Origin of the sequence: Sphaerisporangium rufum, from assembly GCF_016863395.1 — a bacterium.
GTDB lineage: Bacteria > Actinomycetota > Actinomycetes > Streptosporangiales > Streptosporangiaceae > Sphaerisporangium > Sphaerisporangium rufum.
Map to the genome: position 1 here is coordinate 23,918 of NZ_BOOU01000055.1, position 16,974 is coordinate 40,891.

The following is a 16,974-nucleotide window of genomic DNA, read 5'->3' on the forward strand; positions in this document are numbered from 1 at the left end:
GCCCGACCTTACGCGGTCCCGGCTCCGCCGCCGACAGCGGCGTCGCTCTCGGTGGACATTTCTCCGCCGTCCGGCTCCGCCGGACGCTCGGCCGATGGGGGTGGAGGTAGGAGATTCTCCACCCCGCCCCCCACATCATTCACCCGGAGGACGAACGGCCGCAGGGTGGTGTACCTGATCACGGTCAGCGACGCGGGGTCGGCGGTGATCCGCTGGAACTGGTCGAGGTGCACGCCGAGGGCGTCCGCCACGATCGCCTTGATCACGTCACCGTGGCTGCACACCAGGTAGACCGCGTCGTCGCCCAGCTTGGCGTTCCAGTGCCGTACCCCGGCGACCGCGCGGCGCTGCACGCCGGCCAGCGACTCCCCGCCCGGGAAGACCGCGGCGCTCGGGTGCTGCTGCACCACCCGCCAGAGCGGTTCCTTGGCCAGGTCCGCGAGCGGGCGGCCGGTCCAGTCGCCGTAGCCGCACTCGCCGAACCGCTCGTCGCTCTGCACGGTGAGCCCGTCCCGGCCGGCCAGGACCGCCTCGGCGGTCTCCCGGCAGCGTTCGAGCGGGCTGGACACGATCGCGTCGAGGCGGACCGGCGCCAGCCGCTCCGCCAGGGCCGCCGCCTGTGCCCGGCCGCGCTCGTCCAGATGGACCTTCGGGGTCCAGCCGGCGAGCACCGGCCCGGTCAGGTCGGTGAGGCCGTGCCGCACCAGGAGCAGAGTGGTCACAGATCCCAGCTTATTGTGCCGTGATCACCCCAAGGGACAGCAGCGTCAGCAGGAACGCTCCGGCGAACACCCGGTAGGTGACGAAGACCATGGTGGAGTGCCTGGCGAGGTAGCGCAGCAGCCAGGCGATCGAGGCGTAGCCGACGGCGAAGGAGACCAGGGTGGCGACGGCGGTGGGCAGCAGGTCGGGGCCGCCGCCCGCGCCGACGTCGCGCAGCTCGAACAGCCCGGACAGCACGACGGCGGGGATGGACAGCAGGAACGAGTAGCGGGCCGCGGCCTCCCGGGTGAATCCCAGGAACAGCCCGCCGGTGATCGTGGAGCCGGACCGCGAGGCGCCGGGCACCAGCGCCAGGGCCTGGAACCCGCCGATGATCAGCCCGTCCCGCAGGGTGAGGCGGTCGATCGGCGCGCGCTGCCGGCCGACCTGCTCGGCGAGCAGCAGGACCAGTCCGAAGGCGATCAGGACCGCGGCGTTCAGCCACAGGTTGCGGGCCGGCCCCTCGATCGCGTCCTTGAACACCAGGCCGAGGACGCCGAGCGGGACCGTGCCGAGGCCGATGTACCACCCCATCCGCGCGTCGGTCTCCCCGCGCAGGGCCGGGGTCCACAGGCTGCGCAGCCAGGTCCACAGGATGCGGGTGATGTCGCGCCAGAAGTAGATGACGACGGCCAGCATGGTGCCGAGCTGGATCACCGCGGTGAAGGCCGCGCCCGGGTCGGACCACCCGAGCAGCCGGGGCACGATGAGCAGGTGGGCCGAGCTGGAGATCGGCAGGAATTCCGTCAGGCCCTGCACGACGCCGAGCACGATCGCTTGCAGTGCGTCCATAGTCGCGCCAGCCTAGGGCAGCGGGCGCGTCCGAGGGGTGCGGCCGGGGGTGGGACGTTCCAACGCGGTAACCTGGCCGGATCATGGAGCAGCGATTGGTGGGCCGCAGCGGCCTGTCGGTGTCGCGGGTGGGGCTCGGCACGATGACCTGGGGGCGTGACACCAGTGCCGAGGAGGCCGCCGCGCAGCTCGCCATGTTCGCCGACGCGGGCGGCACGCTGGTCGACACCGCCGACGTCTACTCCGGCGGCGACGCCGAGCGCCTCCTGGGCCGGCTGCTGCGCGACGGCGTGCCGCGCGCGCAGGTCGTCGTCGCCACCAAGGCCGTGCTGACGCCGTACGGTCCGCGCACCAGGGACGCCTCGCGGCGGGGGCTGATCGCCGCGCTGGACGCCTCGCTGGCCCGGCTGGGCCTGGACGAGGTGGACCTGTGGCAGCTGCACGCGTTCGACCCGGAGGTGCCGCTGGAGGAGACGCTGGCCGCGGTGGACACCGCGGTCTCCACCGGCCGGACGATCTACGCCGGGGTGTGCAATTACACCGGCTGGCAGCTCGCGGCGGCGGGGGTCTGGCAGCGCGCGGCGGCCGGCCGGGCGCCGCTCGTGGCCGCCCAGGTGGAGTACTCGCTGCTGGCGCGGGACGCCGAGCGGGAGATCCTGGCCGCCGCCGAGCATGTGGGGGCCGGGGTGCTGGCCTGGTCGCCGCTGGGCCGGGGCGTGCTGACCGGCAAGTACCGCACGGGCATCCCCGCCGACTCGCGGGCCGCCACCCCGCACTTCGCCGACTTCGTCCAGCCGTACCTGAACGACCGGTGCCGCCGGGTGGTGGAGTCGGTGACCACCGCCGCCGAGGGGCTCGGGGTCTCGCCGCTGTCGGTCGCGCTGTCCTGGGTGCGCGACCAGCCGGGCGTGGCGGCGGCCATCGTCGGGGCGCGCGACCGGGCACAGCTCAGCGGGGTGCTGCAGGCCGAGGACCTGACCCTGCCGGTGGAGATCCGCGAGGCGCTGGACGACGTCTCGGCCGTCGACCAGTCCTGATCTCCGGCGGCCGGGAGCCGCCGCGACGCCCGCCGCGGCCGCCGCCCGGGACGGCCGCTCTCCCCCGCCCATGCCCCGGCCGCCCTCGCGGACCGCGCCGCCGGACGGCCGGCCCCCGAACGGGAATCGTGCTCGCGTATCACTACTCGGTACCGTTTCGTCGCTTTTCTCGGAAAGACGGGCTTGGTGCCACAAGATGGTCTTGGAGACGCCGGGAGGGGAGCCCGTCGTCCCAGGACGTACATGGAGGCGATCCATGCACAGGAGCACGACCGCCGTGGCGGCCGGGGCACTGGCCCTCGCGCTCGGCGGGGGGGCGGCGCCGGCGGTGGCCGGAACGGCCTCGGCGGAGCCCGGCCCGGGCGGCCGGCCGGCCGGGCCGGGCCCGGCGGCCATCCCGGTCATCATGATCGCCGCCGCGGCCCCGGCCGCCCCGGCGGCCACCGGCGCGCCGGACGGCCCGCCCGACACCGTCAAGGACGTCACCGAGAACGTCAGGGACGCCGTGGACGACGTCCGCGACACCGTCCGCGACACCGTGCGGGAGACCGTGCGGGATGTCGAGAAGGACGTCAAGGACACCGGCCGGACGGTGGACGAGCCGGTGGCCGACGCCACCGACACCGTGTTCGGTGATCGGGGCGCGACGCCGGAGCCGGTCGCCTCGCCACCACCGGCCGCCACCGCCGCGCCGGCGCCCACCGGCGGCCCGCCGCCCGCCGCGCCGGCCGGACGGGACGGGCCCGGCGCCGGGAAGGTGCCAGGTGACTCCGCCGCCGACGCGGCCGCGCCGGGAAAGGACCGTTCCAACCACGTCGGCCGGCCCGGCCTGGTTCCTCCGGGCGGCGCCATCTCACCCGCCGTCTCACCCACCGCCTGGCCGGCGGACGGGGCGGGGCCCGGCGGGGCACGGCGGGGGGGCGCGACGTCCGCCCGTCCGGTGGCCCCCGACGTGGAGACACCGCCTATGGTGCCACTGTGGCCGGGGCAGCGGCTACCGGTACTGGCCGGCCCGCTCGGCGGGCCGCCGCTGCGGCCGTCCCCGCCGTTCGACATCCCCGGCACCGCGCTGACCGCGGCGCTGCTGCTGTCGGCGATCCTGGCCGCCCGGGTGCTGCAGGCGCGCAGCGAGGGCGGCCCGCCCGCGTCGATGCCGTTCGGCGGGCTGCCGCGGGCGGCGGCGCCCCGCCGCGCGGGCTCGCCGCTGTCGCCGGCGGGGCCGGAGGGCGTGCGCCGATCCGCCTGATCACCTGGCGACGATCGGCCCGTCGGCCTGGTCGGGCCGGCCGGACGTCCGGTGCGGGTCCTGCCGATGCCCGGCACCGCCGGACCAGCCGGGGCGGCGCGGACCGGCCGGCGAGGTGGTCCGGCCGGCGAGGTGGTTCAGGCGCCGATGGCGTGCACGCCGCCGTCCACGTGCACGATCTCGCCGGTGGTCGCCGGGAACCAGTCCGACAGCAGCGCCACGCACGCCTTGGCGGCCGGCTCGGGGTCGGCCAGGTCCCAGCCGAGCGGCGCCTTGGCCGGCCAGCTCTCCTCGAACTCCTTGAAGCCGGGGATGCTCTTGGCGGCCATGGTGCGCAGCGGGCCGGCCGCGACCAGGTTCACCCGGATGCCGTGCGCGGCCAGGTCGCGGGCCAGGTAGCGCGAGCAGGACTCCAGGCCGGCCTTGGCCACGCCCATCCAGTCGTAGACCGGCCAGGCCTTGCTGGCGTCGAAGTCCAGGCCGACCACCGCGCCGCCGTCCTTCATCAGCGGCAGGCAGGCCACCGCCAGCGACTTGAAGGAGAAGGTGGAGACGTGCAGCGCGGTCGCGACGTCGTCCCAGGTGGTGTTGAGGAAGTTGCCGCCGAGGGCGGTCTGCGGCGCGAAGCCGATGGAGTGGACGATGCCGTCCAGCCCGTCGAGGTGCTCGCCGACCCGGTCGGCCAGGGTGTCCAGGTGCTCGGTGTTCTGCACGTCCAGCTCGATGACCGGCGGCGGGTCGGGCAGCCGCCGCGCGATGCGCTCGACCAGGCTGAGCCGGCCGAAGCCGGTGAGCACGATGGTGGCGCCCTCCTGCTGGGCCAGCCGGGCCACCGAGAAGGCGATGGACGCGTCGGTGAGCACGCCGGTGACCAGCAGCCGCTTGCCGTCGAGGATTCCCATGATCAGTGCCCCATTCCCAGGCCGCCGTCGACCGGGACGACCGCCCCGGTGATGTAGGCGGCGTCGTCGCTCGCCAGGAACCGCACGGCCCGCGCGATGTCGGCGCCGCTCGCGGCCCGGCCGAGCGGCACGTTCTTCAAGATGGCCTCCTGCTGGGCGGCGTCCAGCGCGGCCGTCATGTCGGTCTCCACGAAGCCCGGCGCCACCACGTTGACCGTGATGCCGCGCGAGCCGAGCTCGCGGGCCAGCGACCGGGCGAACCCCACCAGGCCGGCCTTGGAGGCCGCGTAGTTGCTCTGCCCCGCCGAGCCGGACAGCCCGACGACCGAGGAGATCAGCACGATGCGGCCGCGGCGCATCTTCAGCATGCCGCGGCAGGCCCGCTTGGCCACCCGGTAGGCGCCGGTCAGGTTGGTGTCCAGGACCTCGGTGAAGATCTCCTCCTTCATCAGCGGCAGGAGGGTGTCGCGGGTGATGCCCGCGTTGGCGACGACCACCTCGACCGGCCCGTGCTCGGCCTCCGCCTTGGCGAACGCGGTGTCCACGTCCTCGGTGCTGGTGACGTCGCACCTGACGCCGAAGAGCCCTTCGGGGGGTTCTCCCGAGCGGTAGGTGACGGCCACGGCGTCACCGGCCGCGGCCAGCTCCCGGGCGATAGCCAGACCGATGCCGCGGTTGCCGCCGGTTACGAGTACTGATCGAGCCATGGCACGACGGTATCGCCTACTCGCAGGTAAACCCTTATCCGCGCCGTACAAGATCACAGGGCTAGGATCGTGGACATGCGCCAGATCGATCCCGACTTCCTCGCCCTGCCGCTGCGGCGGCTGGCCGACGCGGCCCTGCAGCGTGCCCGCGAACTCGGCGCCGAGCACGCCGACTTCCGGCTGGAGCGGGTGCGCGGTGAGAGCCTCAACCTGTTCGACGCCCGCCTGGAGGGGTCGATGGACGCCGACGACCTCGGGTACGCCGTGCGCGTGGTGCACGGCGGCACCTGGGGGTTCGCCGCGGGCATCGAGCTCACCCCCGAGGCCGCCGCGGCGGTGGCCGCCCAGGCGGTCGAGGTCGCCAAGGTGGCGGCGCCGGTGAACCGCGAGCCGGTCGAGCTGGCCGCCGAGCCGGTGCACGCCGGGGTGACCTGGGTGTCGGAGTACGACGTCGACCCCTTCGACGTGGTCATGAAGGACAAGGCCGCCCTGCTCGGCGAATGGTCGGCCGGCCTGCTGGCCGACCCGCGGGTCGATCACGTGTCGGCCTCGCTGATGCAGGTCAAGGAGCAGAAGTTCTACGCCGACACCGCGGGCACCGACACCACCCAGCAGCGGGTGCGCGTCCATCCGGTGGTCACCGTCATGCGGGCGGTGGACGGCCGGTTCGACGACATGCGCACCCTGGCCCCGCCGGTCGGCCGGGGGTACGAGTACCTGACCGGCACCGGCTGGGACTTCCCGGCCGAGCTGGCCACCCTGCCGCTGCTGCTGGAGGAGAAGCTCGCGGCGCCATCGGTGACGGCCGGCGCGTACGACCTGGTGGTCCACCCGTCCAACCTGTGGCTCACCATCCACGAGTCGATCGGCCACGCCACCGAGCTGGACCGCGCGCTCGGCTACGAGGCGGCCTACGCGGGCACCAGCTTCGCGACGTTCGACCAGCTCGGCACCCTTGAGTACGGCTCGCCGATCATGAACGTGACCGGCGACCGCACCGCCGCGCACGGCCTGGCCTCGATCGGCTACGACGACGAGGGCGTGGCGACCCGCCAGTTCGACATCGTGCGCGAGGGCCGGCTGGTGGGCTACCAGCTGGACCGGCGGATGGCGCTGCTGAAGGGCCTCGGCCCGTCCAACGGGTGCGCGTTCGCCGACTCCCCCGGGCACGTGGCGATCCAGCGGATGGCCAACGTGTCGCTGCAACCGGCGCTGGACGGCCCGTCCACCGAGGAGCTGATCTCCCGGGTGGAGCGCGGCATCTACGTCATGGGCGACAAGAGCTGGTCCATCGACATGCAGCGGTACAACTTCCAGTTCACCGGGCAGCGGTTCTACCTCATCGAGGACGGGCGGCTGACCGGGCAGGTGCGCGATGTGGCCTACCAGGCCACCACCACCGACTTCTGGCGCTCGATGGAGGCGGTGGGCGGCCCGCAGACCTACGTCCTGGGCGGCGCCTTCAACTGCGGCAAGGGCCAGCCGGGCCAGGTGGCCCCGGTGAGCCACGGATGCCCGTCCGCGCTGTTCCGCGGGGTCAAGATACTCAACACCGTTCAGGAGGGTGGCAAGTGACTCCTCAGGAGACCGTCGAGCGTGCCCTTGCGCTCAGCAAGGCCGACGACTGCGTCGTGATCGTCGACGAGGGGTCGACCGCGAACCTCCGCTTCGCCGGCAACACGCTCACCACCAACGGGGTGGCGCGCTCCTCGCAGCTCACCGTCATCTCGATCACCGGCCGGGGCGTCGGCGTGGTGTCGCGTTCGGCGGTCCGCCCGGACCAGCTGGCCGAGGTGGTCACCGCCGCCGACCTGGCCTCCCACCAGTCGCCGCCCGCCGAGGACGCCCGGCCGCTGGTGGGCGGGGCGGAGTCGGCGGACTGGGACCGGCCGGCCGAGACCACCTCCATCGAGGTCTTCGGGCGGCTCGCCCCGGCGCTCGGTGAGGCGTTCGCGGTGGCCGAGACCGGCGACCGGCGGCTGTACGGCTTCGCCGAGCACAGCATGACCTCGACCTTCCTCGGCTCCTCCACCGGGCTGCGGCTGCGCCACGACCAGCCGACCGGCCGGCTGGAGTTGAACGCCAAGTCGGCCGACCTGGCCCGCTCGGCGTGGACGGGCGTCGCCACTCGCGACTTCACCGACGTGGACGTGGCCGCGCTGGACGACGGGCTGGCCCGCCGGCTGGGCTGGGCCAAGCGCCGGGTGGACCTGCCGGCCGGCCGCTACGAGACGCTGCTGCCGCCGTCCTCGGTGGCCGACCTGATGATCTATCTGTACTGGTCGGCGGGCGCCCGGGACGCGGCCGACGGCCGTACGGTGTTCTCCCGCCCCGGCGGCGGCACCCGGGTCGGCGAGGTGCTGTCCGGCTCGCCGCTGCGGCTGGCGAGCGACCCGGCCGCCGCCGGCGTCGAGTGCGCGCCGTTCGTGGTCGCGCACGCCGGCGGCCGCGAGCGGTCGGTGTTCGACAACGGGCTGCCGCTGGCGGCGACCGACTGGATCAGGGACGGCTCGCTGGCCGCCCTGCTGCAGACCCGCCACTCCGCCGAGCAGACCGGGCTGGCGGTGACCCCGCCCATCGACAACCTGATCATGTCGGGGCCGGCGGGCGGCGCGTCGCTGGAGGAGATGGTGGCCGGCACCGAGCGTGGCCTGCTGCTCACCTGCCTGTGGTACATCCGCGAGGTGGATCCGCAGTCGCTGCTGCTGACCGGGCTGACCCGCGACGGGGTGTACCTGGTGGAGGGCGGCGAGGTGGTCGGCGAGGTGAACAACTTCCGGTTCAACGAGAGCCCGGTCGACCTGCTGGGCCGGCTCACCGAGATCGGCCGCTCGGCGCAGACGCTGCCCCGGGAGTGGAACGACTACTTCACCCGGACGGTCATGCCGCCGGTGCGGGTGCCCGACTTCAACATGTCGACGGTCAGCCAGGCCAGCTGACCGGGCGTGCCGGTGCCGGGTCGCTCCGGCACCGGCACCGTGCGGCGCCGGGGGCGGGCCGGTTCAGGAGTCCTCCAGCCGGAAGCCCACCTTCATGCCGACCTGGAAGTGGCCGATCTCGCCGTCCTGGATGTGGCCGCGTACCTCGGTCACCTCGAACCAGTCCAGGTGGCGCAGCGTCTCGGCGGCGCGGCGGACCCCGTTGCGGATCGCCTGGTCGATGCTCTCGGGCGACGTGCCGACGATCTCGGTGACCCGATAGGTGCGGTCGCTCATCAGCTTCTCCTTCCGTCCGGCCTTGATCGTATGACGGGCCGCCGGTCCCCCGCCCGGCGGGTGGCCCGGACACTCCGGGGACTACCGTGGGACAGGTGAAGGTATGGCATCGTCGCACGGTCGTCCATCAGGTCACCGACGCCCGCCCCTCCCTCTCGGCCGACATCGGGCGCCGAGAGAAGATCTATTTCGTGCAGATGAGCATCCGGCTGGTGTGCCTGGTGCTGGCCGTCGTGCTCAGCGTGCCCTGGCCGGTCCGCGCGCTGCTGGTGGCCGGAGCGATCTTCTTGCCGTACTTCGCGGTGATCGGGGCGAACCAGCCGAGCCGTGACGCTCCCTCGCCCTTCGCCGGGGAATCACCTAACCAAAGCGAGATACCACGGCACCGACGCGAGATCGGGTCGTGACAAAGTCTTGACGCACCCCATGGGTTGTAGGTGTACGCTTTAGGCAAGCGCTCTGGTCCCCCGTCAGAGCGCTCGTGCCGGCGTTCCGGGCCCCCGTCGGAACGCCGATGACGCGACGCCGGGTGGTTTGCCCCCGTAACCACCCGGCGTCGCCCATTTCCGGGGGTTTTTCGGTTTCCGGGCCGCCGCCGGTCAGCGGCCGGGCACCTGCTCCCCGGCGGCCGGCGCCGCCCATTCCCGGGCCATCGCCGCGAGCCGCCCGGCCGCGTCCGGACCCGCGGTGCCCGCGCCCTGGGCCAGCCCGAGCAGGTAGGCGGTGAGCGGCGCGGCCGGCCGGGCCACCCCGTGCGCCACGTCCCTGGTCAGGTCGAGTACCACATCCCGGTCCAGTTTCTCCGGGTCGATGCCGAGTTCCTGGCAGACCAGCGCCGTCCATTCCGCGAGTACGTTCACCATGCTCCTTTCGGTCGGGTGGCTGATTTTCCCGATAATGCCTTACTGGCCCCTTTACCGGACATTTCCGTCTTTGTCGGGAAGGTCGTCGGCCAGCCGCCGCCGGGCCACCGCGACGTCCGCCATGGTGTCGCAGTCGAACCATGGCGCCCGCCCGTCGCCCCCGGGCGGCAGCCGCAGCCGGACCGGCTCCAGCGGCCCGAGCAGCCCGCGCAGCGACCCGCCCCGGTAGCCGGCCAGGGCCCCGGCGAGCGGCTCCCGGCGCCACACGCCGGTCAGCCACTGCTCCCGGCCCTCCTCGTCCACCAGCAGGGCCCCGGCCCGCTCCCCCACGGCGGCCCGCAGCGCGGCGACGTGCCCGGGCAGCAGGAAGGGCAGGTCGGCGGCGAGCAGCGCCACCAGCGCAGCCGCGCACCGCGCCAGCCCGGCCCGCAGCGCGGGCACCGGGCCGGCGCCCGGCGGATCCTCGCAGGCGAACTCGGCTCCCGGCAGGCCGGGCCGCGGCGGGCCGACCACCACCAGCCGGGCCGCGTGCGGGACCGCGGCCGCGACCCGCTCGACCAGCGGCCGGCCGCCGACCGGCAGCCCCGGCTTGTCGGCACCGCCGAGCCGGCGCGCGCCGCCGCCGGCCAGCAGCACCGCGTCGTACGCCGGCCGGGGCGCCACCTCAGCCGCCGATGGCCGACATGGGACGGGCCGGCCGCAGGAACGCCGGATCGTCGATGCCGTGCCCGGCCCGCTTGCCGCGCACCGCGGCGGTCCACCGCGCGGCGATCTCGTCGTCTGAGGCGCTGCCGCGCAGCGCGGCGCGCAGGTCGGACTCCTCGGTGGCGAACAGGCAGTTGCGGATCTGGCCGTCGGCGGTCAGCCGCACCCGGTCGCAGGCGCCGCAGAACGGGCGGGTCACCGAGCCGATCACCCCGACCCGGGCCGGGCCGCCGTCCACCAGGAAGATCTCGGCGGGCGCGCTGCCGCGCTCGCCGGGTTCGTCGGGAGTGAGCGAGAAGTGCCCGTTCAGCATGCCGAGGATCTCGTCCGCGGTGACCATCGTGTCGCGGCGCCAGCCGTGCTGGGCGTCCAGGGGCATCTGCTCGATGAAGCGCAGCTCGTAGCCGCGCTCCAGGCAGAAGCGCAGCAGCCCGGCCGCCTCGTGCTCGTTCACCCCCCGCATCAGCACCGAGTTCACCTTGACCGGGCGCAGGCCGGCCCGCTCGGCGGCGGCGAGCCCGGCGAGCACGTCCGGCAACCGGTCGCGGTGCGCGAGCCGGACGAAGGTCTGCCGGTCCAGGGTGTCGAGCGAGATGTTCACCCGGTCCAGCCCGGCGGCGGCGAGGGGCTCGGCCAGCCGGGCCAGGCCGATGCCGTTGGAGGTGATCGACACCTGTGGCCGGGGGCGCAACGCCGTGGTGCGGGCGACGATCTCGGTCAGCTCGCGGCGCAGCAGCGGCTCGCCGCCCGTGTAACGGACCTCGGTGATCCCGAGCCGCCGCACGCCGATCTCCACCAGCCGGCAGATCTCGTCCGCGGTGAGCAGGTCGGGCTTGGGCAGCCAGTCGAGCCCTTCCGGCGGCATGCAGTAGCCGCACCGCAGGTTGCACTTGTCGGTCAGCGAGACCCGCAGATCGGTCGCCACCCGCCCGAAGGAGTCGACGAGCACCGGTGCCCTCCCAGCCGTGCGTACGAGGCGTGATCGGTCAGATGGCCAGCCTATGCCGCGCGGCGCGGCGCCCGGCGTGGCGCATCTCCCCTTCCCCGCCCAACCATCGGCGCCCGCGGCCGATTCCCTGGCTCCGACCCCGGCCGCCGGGACGCACTGGGGTTCCGGGCGGACCGCATCGGGGGGACCGCCGGGGTTTACGGGGCAAGCCACGGGGATAGGGCGAAAGAGGCATTCTCCGCCCTCTGTGACCAGTGTGAAAACGAACCAAGCAATCGCTTGGTTGTTTTATCAACGATTCGGTTACAGCCCGGCAAAGCCAGGTAGCCCCCTGTTGCGCCAGTAAGCCACGCTGACCTGGGACGACACTCAAATTTCGGACAGACTGCGCGATTTTTGATCCTCCGACGATCTCATTACGGTCGGAGGCCTGGTACGTGTCCAGCGTCCCGACAAGCAGACGACCCACCACGAGCAGCGAGAGCACGAACGAGGAGCGAGAGACCAGTGGCGGACACTCCCTACACCCGGCGCGGCTTCATGCGCGGCACCGGAGCCCTGATCACCGCGCTGGCCGCGGCCCCGCTGGCGGTCGCCGGTTGCAGCAAGGCCGAAGGCACCGGCGGTACCGGCGCCACCGGCGACGGCGACACCCTGGAGCGGATCAAATCCACCGGACGGGTCAAGGTCGGCTTCGCCAACGAGGCTCCCTACGGCTTCCGCGACAAGAGCGGCAAGCTCACCGGCGAGGCCCCCGAACTCGCCCGGGCGATCTTCAAGGGCCTGGGCACCATCGAGCTGGAACCGGTGCTGGTCGACTCCTTCGGCGCCCTGATCCCCGGCCTGGTGGCCGGCCAGTACGACCTCATCGCCGCCGGGATGTTCATCACCCCCGAGCGCTGCGGGCAGATCGCCTTCTCCAACCCCGACTACGCCGGGGCGAGCGCGTTCATGGTCGAGCGGGGCAACCCCAAGGGACTCACCTCCTTCGACAAGGTCAAGTCCTCCGGGGCCACCATCGCGGTGCTGGAGGGCGCCGCCGAGAAGGGCTACGCCGACGCGGCCGGCGTGGACGGCGGCAAGATCAAGGTCTACCCCAAGGCCAACGACGCGGTGCAAGGGCTCGCCGACGGCCGGGTGGACGCGGTCGCGCTGACCGCCATCACGCTGCGCTGGACATTGAAGGAGAACCCCTCCTTCGCCGGCGCGGGCCTTGAGGTCACCGAAGGGTTCATCCCGGTCGTGAACGGCCAGAAGCAGCTCGGCGCGGGCGGTTTCGGGTTCCGCACGTCCGACACCACCTTGCGGCAGGCGTTCGACACCGAGCTGAAGAAGCTGCAGGACGGCGGGAAGCTGCTGCCGATCGTCGAGCCGTTCGGGTTCGGCGAGACCGAGGTCGAGACCGCCAAGACGCTGACCGCCGAGCAGCTCTGCGCGGCCTGACCGACTCATGATGCTCTCCTTCACCGCGCCGGGCCCGCTCGGCACCGCCGCGGAAGTGCTGCCGTACCTGCTGGACGGCGCCGTGGTCACCGTCAAGGTCGCGCTGGGCGCCACCCCGGTGGCGCTGGCGCTGGCGTTCATCGCCGGCCTGGCCGGCTGCTCCGGCAGCCGCTGGGCCCGTGGCGTCTCCCGCGGCTACCTGGAGTTCTTCCGCGGCACCGCGGTGATCGTCCAGATGTACTGGATCTTCTACGCGATGCCCGCGCTGACCGGCTACCGGCTGGACCCGGTGTTCGCGGGCGTCATCGCGGTCGGGCTCAACCTGGGCGCCTACGGCTCGGAGGTCGTGCGGGGCGCGATCGCCGCGGTGCCGGTGCCGCAGCGGGAGGCGGGCATCGCGCTGAACTTCGGCCCGGTGCAGCGGATGGTCCGCATCATCCTGCCGCAGGCGTGGGTGGCCATGCTGCCGCCGCTGAACAACCTGTGGATCGAGCTGCTGAAGGCCACCTCGCTGGTCTCGGTCATCTCGGTGGCCGACGTCATCGCCGAGAGCCGCACCCTGCGCAACACCGGATACTCGCCGCTGGTCGTCATGACCCTGGTGCTGCTGATCTACCTGCTCCTGGCGCTCATAATCACCCTGATCATGCGGATGCTGGAGCGGCGCGCCGCCCACCGGGTCGGCCGCGAGCCGCCCCCGCTGCTGCCCCGGCGCCGTCGCCGGCGTCCCCCGGTGCCGGTGCGGGGGGAGGTCGCCTGATGGACTGGGACTGGGATTACGCGCTCTCCATCGCGCCGGAGATGCTGACCACCGGCCTGAAGGTCACCCTGCAGGCCACGTTCGCCGGCGCGCTGGTCGCGTTCGCGCTCGGGCTGGTGCTCGCCCTGGGGTTGCGTGCCCCATGGTCGGGCATCCGCGGGCCGGTGCGCCTGATCATCGAGTTCGTCCGCAGCACGCCGCTGGTGGCGCAGCTGTTCTTCGTCTACTACGTCTTCCCCAGCGCCCTCGGGATCAGCATGAGCGCGCTGGCCACCGGCATCGTGGTGCTCGGCGTGCACTACGCCGCCTACACCGCCGAGGTGTACCGCTCGGGCATCGACTCGGTGCCGAAAGGCCAGTGGGAGGCGGCCGTCGCGCTCAACCTGAGCCGCCCCCGCACCTGGACGAGCGTCGTGCTGCCGCAGGCGGTGCGCCGGGTGCTGCCCATGCTGGGCAACTACCTGATCGCCATCTTCAAGGAGACCCCGCAGCTCACGCTGATCACCGTGGTGGACATCCTCGGCCTGGGCCGCCAGCTCGGCTCCGAGAACTTCCGCTACCTCGAACCCATCACCATCGCCGGGCTGTTCTTCCTGCTCGTCGCCATCCCGGCCTCTCTCGTCGTGCGCCGCTTGGAGCATCGCCTTGGAACGTGAACCCGTGCCCGCCCCCGCCGACGCCGCGCCGGCGGCCGGCGACTGGATGATCCGCTTCGACCAGGTGGTCAAGCGGTTCGGCGACCTGACCGTGCTGGACCACCTGGACTTCCACGTCCGCGCCAAGGAGCGCGTCACGCTGATCGGGCCGAGCGGCTCGGGCAAGACCACCATCCTGCGGCTGCTGATGACGCTGGAGCGGGTCACCGGCGGCCTGATCGAGGTCGACGGCCGGCCGTTCAGCCACATGCCGGGCCGCGGCGGGCTGGTACCGGCCAACGAGAAGCACCTGCGGGTCGCCCGCCGCAAGATCGGCATGGTGTTCCAGCAGTTCAACCTGTTCCCCAACATGGACGTCATGCGCAACATCACCGAGGCGCCGGTGCGCTCCCTGGGCCGCTCCCGGGAGGAGGCCGAGACCCGGGGCGCCGAGCTGCTGGAGATGGTCGGCCTGGCCGACAAGGCGCACGAGCACCCGGCGCGGCTGTCCGGCGGCCAGCAGCAGCGGGTGGCCATCGCCCGGGCGCTGGCGATGGAGCCGGAGATCCTGCTGCTGGACGAGGTGACCTCGGCACTGGACCCGGAGCTGGTGGCCGGCGTGCAGTGCCTGCTGCGGGACATCGCGCAGGAGTCGCAGCTGACCATCCTGTGCGTCACCCACGAGATGCACTTCGCCCGGGACATCTCCGACCGGGTGCTGATGTTCGACCGGGGCCGCATCGTCGAGGACGGCCCGCCCGAGCAGATCTTCGGCGAGCCGCGCGAGCAGCGCACCCGCGACTTCCTGCAGGCGGTCATCGAGGCCGGCTGACCGGGCCGGCGGTCTCGGGCCGGGCTCCCTCCGGGGCCGGTTGGCCGGCCGTCGCGATGGAGCCGGCCGGCCGTCGCGATGGAGCCGGCCGGCCGGCGGGACGGAGCCGCGGCCGCGACGCTGAGCGCCGAGCGCGCCGCGGCGCTCAGCGACGCGCGGCGGGGACGTCGACCGGGACGGACAGCACGCACCCGGTGCCCGGCGGCACCATCTCCGGCACGCCGCGCCATTCGGCCGCGGTGATGAACAGCGTCGCGCCGTCCGCACCGCCGAGCTCGCAGGCGAACCCGCCCCGGTCCAGCTCCACGGTCCGCGTCACCCGGCCGCCCTCGCGCACCCGGACGCACCGCCGGTTGGGCACGTCGGCGTACCAGACGGCACCCTCGGCGTCCAGGCAGATGCCGTCCGGCACGCCACCTCCCAGATCGGCCCAGACCCGCGCGCCGGACAGGCCGCCGCCGGGCTCGACGTCGTAGCCCATCAGCCGGCCGGCGTAGGAGTCGGCGACGATCAGCGTCGAGCCGTCGGCTGTCAGGGCCATGCCGTTGGCGAAGGTGAGGCCGGTGGCGACCTCGCGCGCCGAGCCGTCCGGGCCGACGTAGGCGACGCCGCCCGGCGCGGGTTCGGCGCCGGAGAGCATGTCGAAGCCGATGCGGTCGACGTAGACCCCGCCGCGGCCGTCGGCGACGACGTCGTTCCAGCCGCCGCCGAGACCGGCCAGGCCGGCGTGGGTCACCAGCGATCCGTCGGCCTCCCGGCGCAGCAGCCGCTCGCGGGCGGAGTCCACCAGCAGCAGCCGCCCGCCGGGGAGCCAGGCGATGCACAGCGGCAGCGAGTCCACCCGGGCGATCACCTCGGGCGTGCCGTCCGGTTCCAGGGCGATCACCTCGCCCGCCGTCCAGTCGGCGAAGTACAGGCGGCCGTCGTGCCACCGGGGCGACTCCACCAGGCCACGGCCGGTGATCAGGGTCCGCGGTTCGGCCATCCGAGCTCCTCAAGGTATCGATGTTCCGCCGCGGCGGGCACCGGGCGACGTGGCGGCACCGTCCGGCCCGCGGGCGGCTCCCGGTGTCTACACGAACGAGGATGCCGCGGATCGACACCACCGCCGGGGATCCGCACCGGCCCGGACCGGCGGTTGCGCGCGGATGACAAGAACCGGCGGCAAGCCCTGCGTCCCGCGCGTAGAAACGTGCGCTTTCACACGGATATAACCGGTCGGACGACCTTTCCGGGTACCCGTCTCCCCCATCGCGTGCGGTGGGACCGAGGAGGAGCGCATGAGCGTTCTCGTCCGGCGGCTCGCCGCCGGCGCCGCGGCCGCCGTGCTGGCGGCCGGCCTGCCGGCGCCGGCCGCCGCGGCCGCCCCCGGCTACCACCCGAGCGACGCGGACTGGGCCGACTGCCCGCGGCTGCCGAAGGGGGCCACGCCGGACACCTGGAGCTGCATATTCATCATCACCGTCGGCGGCACCATGCGGCTCGGCAAGATCGAGCAACCGCTGACCGCGCCGCTGCGCATCACCGTCGCCCAGGGCAAGACCGCCGGCGGCGGCACCGCGGCCGCGTTCGGCGCCGTCAAGGGTGAGCGGATGAAGGTGCCCGGCGGGCTGATCGGCAAGCCGTTCGAGGTGCCCAAGCTCACCGACGTGTACGTCGAGACCGAGGGCACCGGGCGGATCGAGGCCGGCCCGATCTTCCCGACCGGCGTCGGCATCAAGATCCGGATGATCCACCCGCTGCTCGGCGGGAAATGCTACATCGGCGGCGACTCCCGGCCGATCGTGCTGAACCCGGAGATCGGCTCGCTCGACCTCACCTCGATCGACGGCATCGCGGTCTTCAAGGCCACCGCCAAGGACGACCGGTTCGCGGTGCCGAAGGCGAGCGGCTGCGGCCTGAACTGGGGTCTGGTCAACAGCGCGGTGAACCTGCGGGCCGGGCTCCCCTCCGCCGCCGGCCAGAACTCGGCCGACCTGCAGTGGTACGTCCGCGGCAAGTCCTACACCGAACTTCCCGACCTGGTGTCCTGACCCGCCGGGCGCCACGGCCTCCCCTGCCGTGGCGTGCCCACCCCCCACGCGAGCGCCGGCCCATCCCTCCCCCCGGGCCGGCGCTCGCGCGCG

General features: G+C 73.3%; 19 protein-coding genes. 10 read left to right on the forward strand and 9 right to left on the reverse strand.

What is annotated here, in order from left to right:
- Positions 1 to 8: 8 nt before the first annotated feature.
- Both Sru01_RS20675 and Sru01_RS20680 read right to left on the reverse strand, forming a co-directional pair.
- The gene (locus Sru01_RS20675; protein WP_203988983.1) at positions 9 to 722 is read right to left on the reverse strand and encodes a histidine phosphatase family protein; all 714 of its coding nucleotides are present in this window, start codon (positions 720 to 722) and stop codon (positions 9 to 11) included.
- A 10-nt stretch (positions 723 to 732) separates the two neighbouring features.
- Positions 733 to 1,554 carry an undecaprenyl-diphosphate phosphatase gene (locus Sru01_RS20680; RefSeq protein WP_203988985.1) on the reverse strand — a complete coding sequence of 274 codons (822 nt, stop codon included), beginning with the start codon at positions 1,552 to 1,554 and terminating at the stop codon, positions 733 to 735.
- An 83-nt stretch (positions 1,555 to 1,637) separates the two neighbouring features.
- Here Sru01_RS20680 and Sru01_RS20685 point away from each other — a divergent pair, with 83 nt between their 5' ends.
- Positions 1,638 to 2,591 (forward strand): aldo/keto reductase, encoded by a 954-nt coding sequence (locus Sru01_RS20685; protein ID WP_203988986.1) that lies wholly within the window; start codon positions 1,638 to 1,640, stop codon positions 2,589 to 2,591.
- Positions 2,592 to 2,847: 256 nt separating this feature from the next.
- Positions 2,848 to 3,837: a hypothetical protein gene (locus tag Sru01_RS20690; protein WP_203988987.1), complete on the forward strand. Its 990-nt coding sequence runs from the start codon at positions 2,848 to 2,850 to the stop codon at positions 3,835 to 3,837.
- Positions 3,838 to 3,974: 137 nt separating this feature from the next.
- Here the strand turns inward: Sru01_RS20690 and fabI are convergent, their stop codons facing one another.
- Both fabI and Sru01_RS20700 read right to left on the reverse strand, forming a co-directional pair.
- On the reverse strand, positions 3,975 to 4,739 hold the full coding sequence (fabI, locus tag Sru01_RS20695) for an enoyl-ACP reductase FabI (RefSeq protein WP_203988988.1): 765 nt from the start codon (positions 4,737 to 4,739) through the stop codon (positions 3,975 to 3,977).
- A 2-nt stretch (positions 4,740 to 4,741) separates the two neighbouring features.
- Positions 4,742 to 5,446, reverse strand: a complete 705-nt coding sequence (locus tag Sru01_RS20700; RefSeq protein WP_203988989.1) for a beta-ketoacyl-ACP reductase — start codon at positions 5,444 to 5,446, stop codon at positions 4,742 to 4,744.
- Between the two features lie 75 nt (positions 5,447 to 5,521).
- Here Sru01_RS20700 and Sru01_RS20705 point away from each other — a divergent pair, with 75 nt between their 5' ends.
- Positions 5,522 to 7,021 carry a TldD/PmbA family protein gene (locus tag Sru01_RS20705; RefSeq protein ID WP_203988990.1) on the forward strand — a complete coding sequence of 500 codons (1,500 nt, stop codon included), beginning with the start codon at positions 5,522 to 5,524 and terminating at the stop codon, positions 7,019 to 7,021.
- Positions 7,018 to 8,385, forward strand: a complete 1,368-nt coding sequence (locus Sru01_RS20710; protein WP_239137610.1) for a metallopeptidase TldD-related protein — start codon at positions 7,018 to 7,020, stop codon at positions 8,383 to 8,385. Before Sru01_RS20705 ends, Sru01_RS20710 begins: the two co-directional genes overlap by 4 nt.
- Positions 8,386 to 8,448: 63 nt before the next feature.
- Here Sru01_RS20710 and Sru01_RS20715 read toward each other — a convergent pair whose 3' ends face one another.
- Positions 8,449 to 8,661 carry a dodecin gene (locus Sru01_RS20715; RefSeq protein ID WP_203988992.1) on the reverse strand — a complete coding sequence of 71 codons (213 nt, stop codon included), beginning with the start codon at positions 8,659 to 8,661 and terminating at the stop codon, positions 8,449 to 8,451.
- Positions 8,662 to 8,756: 95 nt separating this feature from the next.
- Between Sru01_RS20715 and Sru01_RS20720 the strand changes: the two genes are divergently transcribed.
- Positions 8,757 to 9,068: a DUF3099 domain-containing protein gene (locus tag Sru01_RS20720; protein ID WP_203988993.1), complete on the forward strand. Its 312-nt coding sequence runs from the start codon at positions 8,757 to 8,759 to the stop codon at positions 9,066 to 9,068.
- Between the two features lie 192 nt (positions 9,069 to 9,260).
- Here Sru01_RS20720 and Sru01_RS20725 read toward each other — a convergent pair whose 3' ends face one another.
- From Sru01_RS20725 to moaA, 3 genes are read right to left on the reverse strand one after another with little or no spacing between them, the layout of a single operon-like run.
- Positions 9,261 to 9,524: a DUF6457 domain-containing protein gene (locus Sru01_RS20725; RefSeq protein ID WP_203988995.1), complete on the reverse strand. Its 264-nt coding sequence runs from the start codon at positions 9,522 to 9,524 to the stop codon at positions 9,261 to 9,263.
- Positions 9,525 to 9,575: 51 nt separating this feature from the next.
- Positions 9,576 to 10,187: a molybdenum cofactor guanylyltransferase gene (gene mobA / locus Sru01_RS20730; RefSeq protein ID WP_203988997.1), complete on the reverse strand. Its 612-nt coding sequence runs from the start codon at positions 10,185 to 10,187 to the stop codon at positions 9,576 to 9,578.
- A gap of 1 nt (position 10,188) precedes the next feature.
- Positions 10,189 to 11,178, reverse strand: coding sequence for a GTP 3',8-cyclase MoaA (gene moaA / locus Sru01_RS20735; protein ID WP_239137611.1), 990 nt, complete (start codon positions 11,176 to 11,178; stop codon positions 10,189 to 10,191).
- A gap of 507 nt (positions 11,179 to 11,685) precedes the next feature.
- Here moaA and ehuB point away from each other — a divergent pair.
- From ehuB to ehuA, 4 genes are read left to right on the forward strand one after another with little or no spacing between them, the layout of a single operon-like run.
- Complete coding sequence (gene ehuB, locus Sru01_RS20740; RefSeq protein ID WP_239137612.1) at positions 11,686 to 12,621, forward strand: ectoine/hydroxyectoine ABC transporter substrate-binding protein EhuB; 936 nt, start codon at positions 11,686 to 11,688, stop codon at positions 12,619 to 12,621.
- Between the two features lie 7 nt (positions 12,622 to 12,628).
- Positions 12,629 to 13,381 carry an ectoine/hydroxyectoine ABC transporter permease subunit EhuC gene (ehuC, locus tag Sru01_RS20745; protein WP_203988999.1) on the forward strand — a complete coding sequence of 251 codons (753 nt, stop codon included), beginning with the start codon at positions 12,629 to 12,631 and terminating at the stop codon, positions 13,379 to 13,381.
- Positions 13,381 to 14,037 (forward strand): ectoine/hydroxyectoine ABC transporter permease subunit EhuD, encoded by a 657-nt coding sequence (gene ehuD / locus Sru01_RS20750; protein WP_203989001.1) that lies wholly within the window; start codon positions 13,381 to 13,383, stop codon positions 14,035 to 14,037. Before ehuC ends, ehuD begins: the two co-directional genes overlap by 1 nt.
- A 46-nt stretch (positions 14,038 to 14,083) precedes the next feature.
- Positions 14,084 to 14,848, forward strand: a complete 765-nt coding sequence (gene ehuA, locus Sru01_RS20755) for an ectoine/hydroxyectoine ABC transporter ATP-binding protein EhuA (protein ID WP_203989107.1) — start codon at positions 14,084 to 14,086, stop codon at positions 14,846 to 14,848.
- 145 nt (positions 14,849 to 14,993) lie between these two features.
- On the opposite strand, the gene Sru01_RS20760 is transcribed toward ehuA, so the two are convergent.
- Positions 14,994 to 15,833, reverse strand: coding sequence for an SMP-30/gluconolactonase/LRE family protein (locus Sru01_RS20760; protein ID WP_203989003.1), 840 nt, complete (start codon positions 15,831 to 15,833; stop codon positions 14,994 to 14,996).
- 295 nt (positions 15,834 to 16,128) lie between these two features.
- Between Sru01_RS20760 and Sru01_RS20765 the strand changes: the two genes are divergently transcribed.
- Positions 16,129 to 16,881, forward strand: coding sequence for a hypothetical protein (locus Sru01_RS20765; protein ID WP_203989005.1), 753 nt, complete (start codon positions 16,129 to 16,131; stop codon positions 16,879 to 16,881).
- The last annotated feature ends 93 nt before the right edge of the window (positions 16,882 to 16,974 follow it).

Excerpts from the sequence above, each read along its gene's own strand:
- Sru01_RS20680 (WP_203988985.1), bottom strand. The coding sequence starts at position 1,554 with ATGGACGCACTGCAAGCGATCGTGCTCGGCGTCGTGCAGGGCCTGACG.
- Sru01_RS20685 (WP_203988986.1), top strand. The coding sequence starts at position 1,638 with ATGGAGCAGCGATTGGTGGGCCGCAGCGGCCTGTCGGTGTCGCGGGTG.
- Sru01_RS20690 (WP_203988987.1), top strand. The coding sequence starts at position 2,848 with ATGCACAGGAGCACGACCGCCGTGGCGGCCGGGGCACTGGCCCTCGCG.
- fabI (WP_203988988.1), bottom strand. The coding sequence starts at position 4,739 with ATGGGAATCCTCGACGGCAAGCGGCTGCTGGTCACCGGCGTGCTCACC.
- Sru01_RS20700 (WP_203988989.1), bottom strand. The coding sequence starts at position 5,446 with ATGGCTCGATCAGTACTCGTAACCGGCGGCAACCGCGGCATCGGTCTG.
- Sru01_RS20705 (WP_203988990.1), top strand. The coding sequence starts at position 5,522 with ATGCGCCAGATCGATCCCGACTTCCTCGCCCTGCCGCTGCGGCGGCTG.
- Sru01_RS20715 (WP_203988992.1), bottom strand. The coding sequence starts at position 8,661 with ATGAGCGACCGCACCTATCGGGTCACCGAGATCGTCGGCACGTCGCCC.
- Sru01_RS20725 (WP_203988995.1), bottom strand. The coding sequence starts at position 9,524 with ATGGTGAACGTACTCGCGGAATGGACGGCGCTGGTCTGCCAGGAACTC.
- ehuC (WP_203988999.1), top strand. The coding sequence starts at position 12,629 with ATGATGCTCTCCTTCACCGCGCCGGGCCCGCTCGGCACCGCCGCGGAA.
- ehuD (WP_203989001.1), top strand. The coding sequence starts at position 13,381 with ATGGACTGGGACTGGGATTACGCGCTCTCCATCGCGCCGGAGATGCTG.
- ehuA (WP_203989107.1), top strand. The coding sequence starts at position 14,084 with ATGATCCGCTTCGACCAGGTGGTCAAGCGGTTCGGCGACCTGACCGTG.
- Sru01_RS20760 (WP_203989003.1), bottom strand. The coding sequence starts at position 15,833 with ATGGCCGAACCGCGGACCCTGATCACCGGCCGTGGCCTGGTGGAGTCG.
- Sru01_RS20765 (WP_203989005.1), top strand. The coding sequence starts at position 16,129 with ATGAGCGTTCTCGTCCGGCGGCTCGCCGCCGGCGCCGCGGCCGCCGTG.